This is a genomic window from Actinomadura luzonensis (assembly GCF_022664455.2).
In the GTDB taxonomy this organism is placed as follows: Bacteria; Actinomycetota; Actinomycetes; order Streptosporangiales; family Streptosporangiaceae; genus Nonomuraea; species Nonomuraea luzonensis.
On sequence record NZ_JAKRKC020000001.1, the window covers coordinates 1,280,250 to 1,292,935 of the forward strand.

The 12,686-nt window shown below is 60.0% G+C and carries 12 protein-coding genes and 1 pseudogene; 6 read left to right on the plus strand and 7 right to left on the minus strand.

Annotated features, from left to right (window positions below; translation table 11 throughout):
- Positions 1 to 3 precede the first annotated feature (3 nt).
- A complete protein-coding gene (locus MF672_RS06070) occupies positions 4 to 1,911 on the plus strand; it encodes a DEAD/DEAH box helicase (RefSeq protein WP_242383479.1) in 1,908 nt (635 codons plus the stop codon).
- A 193-nt stretch (positions 1,912 to 2,104) separates the two neighbouring features.
- On the plus strand, positions 2,105 to 2,707 hold the full coding sequence (locus MF672_RS52040) for a protein NO VEIN domain-containing protein (RefSeq protein WP_407654759.1): 603 nt from the start codon (positions 2,105 to 2,107) through the stop codon (positions 2,705 to 2,707).
- 8 nt (positions 2,708 to 2,715) lie between these two features.
- On the opposite strand, the gene MF672_RS06075 is transcribed toward MF672_RS52040, so the two are convergent.
- From MF672_RS06075 to MF672_RS06095, 5 genes are all read right to left on the minus strand, one after another.
- Positions 2,716 to 4,575, minus strand: coding sequence for an Eco57I restriction-modification methylase domain-containing protein (locus MF672_RS06075; RefSeq protein ID WP_247815181.1), 1,860 nt, complete (start codon positions 4,573 to 4,575; stop codon positions 2,716 to 2,718).
- A 245-nt stretch (positions 4,576 to 4,820) separates the two neighbouring features.
- Complete coding sequence (locus tag MF672_RS06080; protein WP_242383476.1) at positions 4,821 to 5,312, minus strand: hypothetical protein; 492 nt, start codon at positions 5,310 to 5,312, stop codon at positions 4,821 to 4,823.
- Between the two features lie 25 nt (positions 5,313 to 5,337).
- Positions 5,338 to 6,312, minus strand: coding sequence for a hypothetical protein (locus MF672_RS06085; protein ID WP_242383475.1), 975 nt, complete (start codon positions 6,310 to 6,312; stop codon positions 5,338 to 5,340).
- A 163-nt stretch (positions 6,313 to 6,475) separates the two neighbouring features.
- A complete protein-coding gene (locus MF672_RS06090) occupies positions 6,476 to 7,102 on the minus strand; it encodes a transposase (RefSeq protein ID WP_308210464.1) in 627 nt (208 codons plus the stop codon).
- Complete coding sequence (locus MF672_RS06095; protein WP_247815179.1) at positions 7,012 to 7,557, minus strand: winged helix-turn-helix domain-containing protein; 546 nt, start codon at positions 7,555 to 7,557, stop codon at positions 7,012 to 7,014. Before MF672_RS06095 ends, MF672_RS06090 begins: the two co-directional genes overlap by 91 nt.
- Before the next feature lie 66 nt (positions 7,558 to 7,623).
- Here MF672_RS06095 and MF672_RS06100 point away from each other — a divergent pair, with 66 nt between their 5' ends.
- Positions 7,624 to 8,097, plus strand: coding sequence for a hypothetical protein (locus tag MF672_RS06100; protein WP_247815183.1), 474 nt, complete (start codon positions 7,624 to 7,626; stop codon positions 8,095 to 8,097).
- Here MF672_RS06100 and MF672_RS06105 read toward each other — a convergent pair.
- Positions 8,089 to 8,681, minus strand: a pseudogene (locus MF672_RS06105) (transposase family protein); the annotation flags it as partial. The gene MF672_RS06100 and the pseudogene MF672_RS06105 sit on opposite strands and share 9 nt — an antisense overlap.
- Before the next feature lie 284 nt (positions 8,682 to 8,965).
- Positions 8,966 to 9,331 carry a hypothetical protein gene (locus MF672_RS06110; protein ID WP_242381332.1) on the minus strand — a complete coding sequence of 122 codons (366 nt, stop codon included), beginning with the start codon at positions 9,329 to 9,331 and terminating at the stop codon, positions 8,966 to 8,968.
- A gap of 604 nt (positions 9,332 to 9,935) precedes the next feature.
- Here MF672_RS06110 and MF672_RS06115 point away from each other — a divergent pair.
- From MF672_RS06115 to MF672_RS06125, 3 genes are all read left to right on the plus strand, one after another.
- Positions 9,936 to 10,253, plus strand: a complete 318-nt coding sequence (locus MF672_RS06115; protein WP_242381333.1) for a hypothetical protein — start codon at positions 9,936 to 9,938, stop codon at positions 10,251 to 10,253.
- Between the two features lie 650 nt (positions 10,254 to 10,903).
- The gene (locus tag MF672_RS06120) at positions 10,904 to 11,686 is read left to right on the plus strand and encodes a transposase family protein (RefSeq protein ID WP_242381334.1); all 783 of its coding nucleotides are present in this window, start codon (positions 10,904 to 10,906) and stop codon (positions 11,684 to 11,686) included.
- Between the two features lie 96 nt (positions 11,687 to 11,782).
- The gene (locus tag MF672_RS06125; RefSeq protein WP_242381335.1) at positions 11,783 to 12,661 is read left to right on the plus strand and encodes a hypothetical protein; all 879 of its coding nucleotides are present in this window, start codon (positions 11,783 to 11,785) and stop codon (positions 12,659 to 12,661) included.
- Positions 12,662 to 12,686 lie beyond the last annotated feature (25 nt).

Genomic DNA, 12,686 nt, shown 5'->3' on the forward strand with positions numbered 1-12,686 from the left:
CAAATGACATACCCAGAATCCGCGCCTGACATTAGAGTAAGCGCCGATGACAATAACCCCTGCATTCGTATCGAGCAAAACGGCATTGATAACGATGCTTGGGATGAGATCGCATTAGCTATAGGCAACGAACTACCAGCGCCCGGCCTCCCGTTGCTTATACTCCCAGAAATACTAATAAGAAATCGCAAGACACTACAAAGCATTTTGGCACGTTACACGATCGGCCTACGTCCTGACGCTAGGGTTCGCGATCTGCTTATACGTTCCATCGAAGATGACCGTGCCATTCGCGCGTCCTTGAATCTATCACAAGCTACAACTAGTCCACCAATCACCAATGATCCTGATCTTAATAATACGGGCCCGAAACTAACACGAGATCTCCGTCCTTTCCAACTACGCGACCTCAACCGCCTTACTCAACTTCGGCACGGGGCTAATTTCTCTGTTCCTGGCGCGGGCAAGACAACCGTAACCTACGCCCTGCATGATCAGGAGCGTCGGCGTGGCCGGGTCAATCGGTTGCTCGTAGTCGCCCCCCTGTCGGCCTTCGATGCATGGGAAGAGGAGGCCCATTCGATCTTCGAACCGAATCTGACCATCGCTCGTTGGAGAGGCGGCGCGGCCCCAGACGCAGATGTGGTCCTCATCAACTATCAGAAACTCACTGGAGCCGTTAACCCACTTTCGGCATGGATGTCCCGCCGTTCCGTTCACTTGGTCGTCGACGAGGCCCACCGGGCCAAGCGCGGCGCGACAGGACAGTGGGGCCGCGCCCTTCTCGCGCTTGCACCCCTTGCCGCACGCCGTGACATTCTCACTGGAACACCAGCACCAAATCACCCAAAAGATCTGGCAGCTCTTCTTCAAATCTTGTGGCCCAATGGCGAGAGAGCAATTGAGCTCCCACGACGGGCGTTACTTACGGACCCTCCCGCTGAAGCTATCGCAGCGGTTAATGACGTGATCCGACCACTCTATGTGCGTACCACTAAGGAAGAGCTCGGCCTGCCCGATGTCTCTTTTAAGGTCGAGCCAGTTGCCCTTCGTCCTATACAGCAGGGCATTTATGATGCGATGCTAGATCTGTACTCAGGCAAGTTCTCTCTGGACCGGCGTGACAGCGCAATGTTCGCTCAGATGGGCGAAGTCACTATGTATCTCCTCCAAGGCGCATCTAGTCCTCGCCTCTTGTCGAATACCGCTGACCCTGCCCGGGCTTACAGGTATCCTTCGCTGGCTATTCCCCCCGGCAGTAGGCTAGCCAAGCTTCTTGAGGATTATCCCGACCACGAAATTCCTGCCAAGTTTCAACGGGCGATTCAGATAATTTCCCAAAACGCGGAGGCCGGCAAGAAGACCCTAGTCTGGTCTAACTTTCCGCACAACCTGATTCATCTTGAGATGCATCTCGGAAGACTACAACCAGCATTGGTTTATGGAGCAATACCGAGCGCTGAAGATGCGCCAGATGGTTTGCGCACCCGTGAACGGGAAATACGGCGCTTCAGGTATGACCCAGACTGCATGGTTCTCTTGGCAAATCCACAGGCGATGTCTGAAGGCGTAAGCTTGCATTACGTTTGCCATGATGCCATATATATAGACCGCACCTTCAATGCGGGCCAATATCTCCAATCTCTAGATCGCATCCACCGTCTCGGACTGGAGGACGGCATCACAACAAACATTACAATTCTGGTGTCGGCAGGCACAATCGACGTCAGTGTAGACAATCGCGTGGCGGAAAAGACCCGACGGCTTGCTCGGATGCTGGCAGATCCCGCGCTGGTGCAAATGGCACTACCGGATGATGAAGAATACGGAGAGCCCCTTGAGGATCTAGGCGACATTGAAGCCATACTCGCACATCTCGGCAGCGCCCCTACATCACCTGCCAATGGCTAAGCTGAGGTTCACCCGGCATGAACTCCGTGCTGCTCTCGTAGTCGCTAACCTTATCGACCAAGACGGAACAGCTCTCGACGATGCCAGACGTGCTTATACTGACGCTATCACTCAAGGTATTTACTCAATAGACGATCTACAGAGCGGGGAATGCCTACTCGTCAAGACTGGCCTGCTCAAGCGCGACAGAGACATGCTTGTCCCTACAGCAGCGCTGCTAGTCCTCAACGCTGTTGACGAACAAGTAGCTTCGCTGATCCTCGTTTCGCTCCTAAAATCGACGCCAGAATATTATGCTGATCCAGCGCTCTTTGATGCACTTAGCGTCAACTTGCCATTCGATCTGCAGTCTCGTCATTTACTGGGAGAAAAGGGTGAGTTGCTCGTATTCAACGAATGCGTTCAGGAGTTGGTGAGTCTTGGCCGAGAAGACCTCGCACCGAGAGTCCAGCGTGTCAGTCTTATCTCACCATCACTCGGATTCGATGTAGTAGCCCCATCCAGGCATGGCAACACTAGGCTACTTGAGGTAAAGACACAATCTGGGCCAGCCACATCATCCTTCCGCCTCTTTCTTACGAGAAATGAGTTTGAGGTAGGAAGGAGGAACAGTAACTGGGCATTGATGGCATGTGTCGCGCCAGAAGGCCCTGGCGGTAGCGCTCAAGTCCTTGGATGGTGCCGAGCTGCCGCATTATTACCGTACTTGCCAGCCGATGCAGCTGGACGTTGGACTGAGGCGCTCGTGCATCTACCTATCGCTAACCTAAACGCAGGTCTGCCTGGTTTCCTTTAGCGCAAAGGCTAGAAAGTGAGAGCTTGCTGCTCAACAACCTGAGCCTGCTCAATGGTGGGGTGGGCTTCGATCCGAAGCACGGACATGGGCATTTGGATACTGAGGAGGGCCCGCGGCTCCAATTTCAGGAGGCGATCTCCATGCCGACGCGCGACGGCCTTCAGTGCTGACTGTCCTTGCACGCCCCTCAACCATTCCGCGAGCCGGCGTCTATTTTCGGGACTATCAAACGCCTCTTCCAGATACAATCCGTACAGCGTGTTAGTCGGCGTAACCCCGAAGGTATTGATTATGACCCTGAAAACGCTCTTGCTCATAGGGCTTATCATTATGTGGGGAGTAGGAATGCGCTCAAGCTCATACCAAACAGGTCGCCGCGTACGACACAGATATGCTTTCTGAATGCCTTCGCTCTCTGCCTGGGTTAGTAGCTCGTTAATGACCGCTTGCTCCCTGTCCTTTTCGGTCAGGTTTAGGATCCAGCAACGCTCGCCTTTCTTGCGCATCTCATTGTGCAATTCCTCAGTAAGATCGTCCTCTTCTACCTCACGAAGTCGGGCTAGTGCAGGACGATAGGTCTCTGGCGGTAGGTCCTGTACTTCTTTGTCCGTCCGCAAGAAAAACGTATTACTGCCGGTAGCGACACCCCTCCTGACCTTTAGGATATCGCCCAACAAAATTGAATCTTGAAAACCTTCGCCCACGACCTCTGACACCTCAAGCCCGCTGGGCATAAAGGTCCTGGGCACTGATCCCTCACGAGCCCTCGATACGAGGAGAGATCCATCAAATCCGCTCTCACCATTTCGCTTCACCTCAAATAGGTGAAGCGGAGACGGGTTAGCGGCTTGTGGCCCTACAAAAAGGACCATAGCCGAGACCTGGGCTGTCGGGAATACCTCTTCGTCGTCAGGAAAAAGATGAATCTCAGTAGGCCTTGTTGAATCCAACCACAAATATCGGCGGACGGAGCGCGCGTAATCTGCCTCGAGCCAATTTATTGGGAGAAGTAGGCAAAGGCTATCCTCCGCCCTGAGCGCGCGAAGCGAAGCTGCCAAAAAATAGGTTGACAACCCCGCTCTTCCAGCCGGAGCAAGAACCCCCGACGCTTTTGCAGCTGCCCGCTTCTCATCCATGCTGAGTAGTTGGTGCCTTGTATAAGGAGGATTGCCGTAGATCAATCGGCGCCCTCCTAATTCCTTCCATTCCTTCGTCAGCCAACTGAGAAAGTCCTGACGCCACAGCGTCAGTCTTTCCGTTAGACCTGCGCCAGCCAAAGCTGGAGAAGCTGCCAGAAGTCCCAGGGTTACAAGGTTGATGTCGACTGCATGAACGTTTGCCTCAGGCCATAGCTTCAGTGCGGATGCGCTAAAAGCGCCGACTCCAGCTCCCGGGTCTGCAATAGCAGCCGGCTCTTCTTCGTGTCTTTTCACGATGTCCTCTATGTAGGACATCACGTCTTTCGGCGTGAAGAATGTTCCCAGTCGTCGACGTTGCGCCCCTGCCACGAGACGTTCATATACTGTACCAAGCACGTCTTCGCCGGCTAGGCTTTGCTCCATAATCAAATCTATTATGGAGCTCTTCACATCTGGCGACGTGCGAATCCAGCTCACTACATCGTCTGGCCAGGATTCTGTCCGTATTTTGGTCTCAGCGGCGAGGGCTTTCGCAACGCCCCCCAAGGCCCTGAGAAGCCTTCGCTCATTTTCCTTGGCCCCGAGTACGGCCTCTTCCGGCAACGGCTCCAAGAAGGAAGAATGTTCTTCACACCAAGTGACTGTCTGTGCAACTGCATCGTCGAACTTGGACTTGGTTGGCCTCTGAGGCTTCTGCGGCAAGGGGGGCCTTATCTTGAGAGCCTGCACCAAACACGGTGAGGCCAAACGTGCGCGGAATCTCATCATTATAGCATGCGTTACACAGCATTAGGTACTCTGCCGGGCGCAAGTAGGAGGCAACTCAACCAGGAGTTGAGACCTGGATCACACGAATACTGAGGTTCCGCTGTGGCCCTGAATATATTTTTTGGCGCTCAATCAGCACTTTGAGGCAATAGTTCTTGGTGAACATGCTCATTGATTCATTATGACGTAACTCCCCCTCCCAAGGGTCATTCGCCGGGAAGTCTCGGTTTGGCTGAGATTGCAACCTTTACCGTCTTTTCGGTTACCCATAGCGTATGTACAATCATCGCTCCTCCGTAGAATACTGCATCGAAGCAGAGGATAGCCAGCAGGCGATTCTGTGCGGTTTCATAGTCTACGAGGAGAGCGAGAAGGGAGAAGAGAGTTGTACAGGCCACCCAGCGCATGCTTCTGGTATAGGATCCAAATAGGTGAGGCCAATGCTTGGTCTGACGCAATATCTCAAACCGTGGTGAGCTCACGTAGGTCATCGCTATCGTGATTGCTGCGATTATAAATCCGAGTAGCGTGCCATGTAAACCTAAGATTGCCGCATACAATTCCTTGCGGCGGCCTGCCAGCATTTCCTGAATAAAGCTATCGAAGACCGGAATGAACGACAGCTTGTATGTGGCAGTGGACGCGACAATAAATACCAGAAACTCTTTGAGGAACAGTGGAACTCGCCCTCGTCGCACTGTCTTTGCCTTTCAGGAGATGAGCTCAGCCCTCAGAGGACAGACTAGCCGACGACGCCGACAAGAGATCTTCATAAATGTCGCGGTAGGCCTCCACGATCGTCCGGTACGCATCCCTACTATCGAGAACCCTTGATCTTGCGGTCAATCGCAGTATTGATCTTTTACTGATCAAGTGATCCGCGAGGAGGTTGATTTCATCAACTTTCCCAGTAGCATCATCGACGATTGCAGCTCTTAATTCTTCTGTTTGTTCATGCAGGTCTTCCCGACCTATGATCTTACGCAGGAACTCGGTCAGCTCTGGCTTGAGGTTTGTTCTTTTGTAAGGCTCGGGTTGCAACACTATGCCCACAGTCGCTGCGCCACTGCCCATGGCTGCAGCTTCGAGGGCCTTTCCTAGGGATTCATTTGCCTCGGATATGGCAGCGATGTAGGACCGACGCACTCGCATCGTGAGTTTGCGAATGGACTTCCTTCCTTGCAGCTGACTGGCCACATTATGGCGAAGAAGCGCTTCCAACGTGAAGGGCGTTACAGATCCAGATAGGGCATACTGGACGTACGATGGCAGCCGTGTTGCCCGGGGTCCGTAGTAGTTGTGTTCTACACCTACGATGCCGCTTGAAAAAAAGCATATATGCGACATCTCGCATATACCTTCATTGTCTTCGAGCGAAAGATTGCGCAGCCTGCCACCGAATTCAGATTGAGGTAACCCATTCTTTCGAATGGACCCCAGGCGTATCCTCGTGACTTCCGACACGTCATCTACCCATACGCAAAGGGTGTTTCCGTCCGCCTGTGTCATGTACCGGGCGCTGTCAGACTCAAATGGCAGGTCCTCGATTGCTTTAAATGCGGCAGCTAGTTCCATGTCGACGTTTCTTGGGACTCCAGACTCATCAGCTCCCGCATCGATCCGGTAGAAGTAGATATTGCGCTCGACGGTCGCAGGGCGCTGGCTTCGTGCGGTAGTCCGCCGAGACTGAGAGCTCATAGGTCTAGAATGCCACCAGAAGAGGCATGCCGACATGCCTCAACCCATTTTGGTGCGAAATGTCCAAGTTGAGTATGGAAGCCATTCTCTGAGATGTCTGAATTGAGGCAATAGCGGCAGGTTTGGTCCTTGGTAGCTACACCGGTTGAATTCGTAGAGTCGGTCATGGTTTTGTCGGGGTGTCGAGGGTGAGGCCGGTCTGGGTCAGACAGCCGGTGAGCAGGTGGGGCCGGTACTGGATCCTTTTCAGCTTGCGTTTGATGATCCGCGCGAGACCGGACAGGTCGGTGACGGCGAAGTTGGCCAGGCAACGGCGCAACAGCGACCACACGCCCTCGGCCGGGTTCAGCTCGGGCGCGTAGGCGGGCAGCTGGACGAGGCGCAGCCAGTCGGCGTGCTCGGCCGCGAACGCGGCGAGCCGGCCGTCCAGGTGCACGTTGAGATTGTCCCAGCACCAGACCAGCGGTGCGCCGAGCTGCTGGTGGGTGGCCACGATCAGGTCCCGGTAATCGCTCCAGGAGAACGTCTTCGGCTCGCCCTTGCGGCCGTGGTAGACGTGCAGCTTGTAGAACAGGTGCGGCCGTTCGCCGTCGCGGAAGGCCACGACGCCGGCCATGTTGATGCGGCCGGAGCCTCTGCCGCGTACTGTCACCACCGGACGGGCGCCGACCGGTGCCCAGGTACGTCCCTTCGGCGGCCTCAGTCCCTGCCCGGCCTCGTCTTCGAAGCAGAGGTAGGCACCCAGGTCCGCCGCGGTGGTTTTGCCGCCGGCCACACCTCGGCTTTCCACAGCGCAACGGCTTCCTCGTCCCGCTCCATGGCGCGCCGGGCCGGCACCTGCACCGACCAGCCGTGCCGATGCAGCAGCTTGCCCACCCCCTCGATGGTGTAGCCGATGTGGAACAACCGCCCGATCAGCGTCTTGACCCGGCCCAAGGTCCAGCACTGATCCTCGACATGGCCCCAGGCCAGGGGCCCGCGCTTGAGCTCGGCATCCAGCCGTGCCCACTGAGCGGCCGACAGCTTCTCCCTCGAGACCGGCCCCTTCGACAGCAGCGCCTCCGCACCACCGCCTTCGCGCCAGGCCTTGCGCCAGCGTGTCACCGACCGCTCGTGCACCCGTAACCGCACCGCGATCGCCCTGGTCGACTCCCCGGCCTTGAACCACTCGGCCGCCTGCAGCCGTACACGCTCCCGCCGTTCCTGCTCTGCGGGCGTGTACCCACCCCTTTGCCCGTACCGCATGCTCCGGTCGTACCTCGCCCGAAGCGATCCGTCACGAGGCTAAGACACTACGCATTCAACCTGTGTATGAACATCCTACTTATCCTGGTGGTCAAGCCTGTCGCAGTCGTCGACGGAACGCGCCTGGCCACGCCGGAGACCAGAGCTCGTTCTCGCCAGGGGAGCAATGACTGGGACGAACTGCCCAGCACGCCACCCGCCGACCCGCGTGATTGCTGGAGCCCCCGGTGGGAGGCCGCGGTCGCGGTGACACTGGCGCACCTGCTGGTGGCCTCGAACGGTAAGCGGGTATCCGTCCCTGACGGGCCCGTCGCAAAGGCGTTCCGTCGGGCGATCGACGGCCTGCTCCCACCGGGACCACCGCAACGGCACCTCACCTTGGCCGGCCCCGGCCTGCCTACCGACGACACCGACATCGCCCTGGTACCACGGCATCCACAAACCGGCCAGGCATGGCCGTGCGAGGCGGGAACGGTGGTGCCGCTGGCCTCTGACGTGTGGACGTATCTGGCCTACCACGATGAGCCTTTTTCATCCTGAGTATCGGCCGTCTTCGACGAGTTGGAGGACGAGGATGGCCTGCATGAGCGCGGTCGCACGATGCGGGCAGCAGCGCAGCTTGGTGAGCACCTTCCATGCGTTCAAGGTCGTGACGGCGTACTCGCCTATGGCGCGGATGCGGGCATGTGAGCGGTTGACGTCCCGCTGTCTGCGTGACAGCCATGGACGGTGGCGATGGCGCTTGGGCGGCGTCCGGATCGTGCCGCCCGCGCCTCGACAGCCCCTGTCCGCAATGGTCTTCACGCCGGCACCGGTCAAGGGGTCGATCAGGCCGATCTTCCGAGCGGCGGTCACGTCATGAACGGCGTCCGGCAGTGCGGGCGGGGCCCACACCAGCCGGCCCACCGGATCGGCCGGCAACTGCACGTTCACCCCGTACTGCTTGTGCTTCCCGCTGTAGTAGGGCCGTTCGTCGGCCAGACGATCCAACGGGATGAGGCTGCCGTCCGCGATGGCATGGGCCGGCCGCGACGATCGCGCCGCGGTGGCGCGCACGTCGTCGGCCAGTGCAGCCAGAGGTCGACGCCTTCCCGGACGTAGCGCCAGGCCGTGGTGGTGCCGAGAACCGGTGTGTCTGCCCCGACCAGATCCCAGCTCAACGGCAGCGTGAATGGATACCCGTCAGGCTGCTGGGAGCTATTACGGCGAGGGTGAGAATTGAGCATGTGAGCCGGCCAGCATACTGAAGGTCCGTCCCGTCATCTCCGTAAAGCTTACGCGGGGAAAGGTTTCTCTGCCGATCACCCGGTAGCTCCGGCGGTTTTCTGTTTCGTACGCTTTTCGACTGTACGGAAGCACACAGCTACCTTATGGCAACCGGTCACTTCCGTACGTCCTCAGAACCTGCTCACTTACCGGGATACCTCATCGGATTCGCCCCATCCCAGACAACCCGCTTTTCCGGCCCGATGTGCCCCCAAAAAAGCCTGAACCACTTAACATCTCCTAGTGCTGAACTGTCAGTCTTGCGGCCGCCCTGCGGAGCCCTGACCTCCCAATACCTGAAGTCGGCGAAGTTGTCGTTCATCCAGTGAACCTTGTAGGCCCGGTTGTCGCTGCGACTGTCACACGCCTTCACCCACAATCGGTCGGCCGCGACTTGGACAGAGCCATCTTCATGGCGGTCCTGGTAGTTGGAGGCGTGCGCCACTGCGGGTAGAGCGGTGATGAACACCAGGCCGAGGGCAGCGCCACGAACGATCGGGAACTCCACGTAGCCATGCGATCTCCGTTTCTCTATGGAACGAGGATGCTAACTTTAAGTTGGATACCGAACACGTCAAGCGAATAGACGCAACCGGTCAGTATCGCCATTGTTGACTGCCGTGCAGTTGCAACATTCGTCTCAGTAATGGCGCACAGAGAGGTTTCGAATGAAACATCCATGGATCGTATACATTCAGGCACAACTAGGCATACATATTCAACTGGCCCGTAACGCCCCCAATCGAGGGGCATCTGCAGTGGAATGGGTCATCATCACCGCCATCGTTGCAGGAGTCGCCCTTGGCCTTGCCCTGCTCATCAAAAGCCTTGTAGGAGAGTGGCAACACCAAATTCAGGAGATGGGGCCGAAATGAGGTGAAAATCGTCCCGCGCACGGAAAGCATACTGGTTCTTCGAAGCCAGGCGTGGCGAGCGGTCTCAATGAGGTGATCTCAGAGAAATATTCGGACGATCAGGGAGCTTGAGACACCTGTGGTGATGTTTCGGGACTTCCAGAGAAGTTGACGAAGGCCGGAAACAGACGTGGAAGCCGCCTGGCTGGAGCGGCCAGCCGTCCATAGACGCTGACCTCGGGTGGAAGGAGCCCCTCGATGACTGACACCCCGAACCCCCGCTTCTACGACTACGTCACCCCCATCACCGTCTCGCGGGACGACTCCTACGACTTCAAGGCAGCAGGACCGGTGCGACGGGCAGCCCTGCATGACCGCGACGGACGACTGCTCGGACATGTGTGGACCGACGACCGCCAAGCCGCGGGCTTCACCCGCGTCGAGGACCCGGAGCCGGACATGGCCTATGCGCGGGGCCGGGTCAACCAGATCCTCACAGACGCCCACAAAGCAGGACTCCCGCCAGTCAGCTCCTGGACCCCGACCTGTACGCACCAGACTTCGAGCTGCGCCTGACACCGTGAGGCGTGCAGGTGGCCCATGAGCGCTTGACATGGATCACCACAACGGCACCCGCCCTCCTCCCGAACTCAGATCATCAGGCATCGCGGGCTCCAGGTCCCAGGTACCACCGCCCCCGGTGACTCCGTCGCCTCGTTCGCGGTGGCGCTGGCGCTGCTCGCCCTGGGCCGTGACCTCGGCCTGAACTGGAGCCTCGGCCCCGTCCCCAGCACCGCGATCATCACCGATGACCGTCCCGCTGGCCGTCCGCACCGAGAGGCAGGGCCTGGCCGGCCTCTCCATCGCCGTCGCGGGCGACGTGGGCGGGCTGGCGTCCGGTCTCCTGGCCCTGGCCATCGTGCCGGTGGTGGTCGTCGCCACGGCGCGCGGCCCGGCCCCCCGTCGTAACGGCGACCCTCCCCATCCGGTCCCGTATGTCCGGCTTATGACGAGGTCATGCCGAGCCGGTGATCACGTCCATGGGCGCCGGACCTGGTGACGAGCAGAGTTGCACGCAGACGACGCGAGGGAGTCATCATGAGTGAGGCTTTTCCAACCTGATCGCGCTGGTCAGCAGGGGCGACGCCGGGACGGGTTGGCATGAGAAGAGGCTCCCGGTAAGACAGCAGTCGACCAAGATCCGATGCCTCTACCGGAGAGCCTCGTTGCTGTCTTACCCTGCCGCGATCCCGCTGTCCAATCACACCCTGATCCGCCTGGCCGAGCTGATCCGCGCCCGGCGTGCCGAGCGCCGTTGCCGATGGCGGCGGCTGGATGCATCCCGGCAAGCCCTGCTGGTCCTGGCCCACCTGCGCGGCGGCGACACCTACGCTCGTCTGGCCGCGGGCTTCGCCATCGGCACCAGCACCGCCTGGCGCTACGTCCGGGAAGCGATCGACCTGCTCGCCAGGCTCGCCGACGACGTCCACGCCGCCGTCTTACGCGCCGGCCGGCTGGCCTACGCGATCCTGGACGGCACCCTCATCCCGATCGACCGGCTGGCCAACGAACGCCCGTACTACTCCGGTAAACACCGCCGCCACGGCATGAACGTGCAGGTCCTGGCCGGTCCGGCCGGCCGGCTGGTCTGGGCCTCCCCCGCGCTGCCCGGTGCCACGCACGATCTGACCGCGGCCCGTGCCACCGGCCTGATCGACGCGCTGAGGGCCGCAGGCGTGAAGACCTTCGCCGACAAGGGCTATCAAGGCGCGGGCGGCAGCATCCGCACCCCGTTCAAAGGCCACCGGCTGCGGCCGCCGCTGTCGCACCACCAGCGCTCGGTCAACCGCGCCCACGCCCGCATCCGCGCCTGCGGGGAACGCGCCGTTGCCACGCTGAAGACCTGGAAGGTCCTGACCCGGCTGCGCTGCTGCCCGCACCGCGCCACCACGATCGTGCAGGCCATCCTCGTCCTGCAGCTCATCGAAGAGGGCCGCTACTCAGGATGAAAAGGGCTCAGTACGCGGCTACTGCAACGAGAAGGTCACCACAAGGCCACCACCAGCCGGCACGGCCCCCTGGCCTACTGCGCGGCGGCGATGGCGGTGCTGGCCACTGTCAGCGCGCTGGGGCTGGTGATCGACGGGCGGACGTTGCTGGGCCAGAGCGTGTGGCTCAAACCGTTCAAGTTCGCGGTCTCCTTCGGCCTGTACGCCGGAACCCTGGCCTGGATGATCAGCCAGGCCAGGCGCTGGCGGCGGACGTTGTGGTGGCTGGGCACCGTGACCGTGGCCGGGTTCCTGGTGCCGGAGATCTCGGCGATCACGTTCCAGGCGGCCCGCGGGGTCCCGAGCCACTTCAACTTCTCCACCGGCCTGGACGAGACCGTGTTCATGGTCATGGGCGGCGCCGCCTACCTGGGCTGGCTGATGACCTTCGCGCTGGGTGTCTTCCTGGTGGCGCAGCGGCGTGTGGACCGGGCGATGGCGTGGGCGATCCCGCTGGGGATGGTCATCTCGCTGGCCGGCATGTCGGTCGGTTACCTGATGACCGCCCCCACCCCGGGCCAGGCCCAGGACCTGGCGAACGGGCTGGAGCTGGCCACGATCGGCGCGCACAGCGTGGGCGCTCCGGACGGCGGCGCCGTCATGCCGGTCACCGGCTGGGAGACCGGCGCCGGCGACCTGCGGGTGGCGCACTTCGTCGGGCTGCACGCCATGCAGGTGATTCCGCTGGTCGCGATCGGGCTGAGGCTGCTGTGCCGCCGCTACCCGGTTCTGGCGGGCGTCCGCACCGCTCTGGTGGTCATCGCCGCGTTCGGCTACGCGGGGATCACGGGGCTGGTGTTGTGGCAGGCGCAACGCGGTCAGGCCCTGGTCCAGCCGGACGCGCTGACCTTCGCAGCGGCGGCGGCCCTGGTCACGCTGGTGTTCGCCGCCGCGACCGCGGTGATCATGTCCTCGCCGGCCTGGCGGGTCCGCTGACGCTACGCCCGGTTGCTCCGCTTCG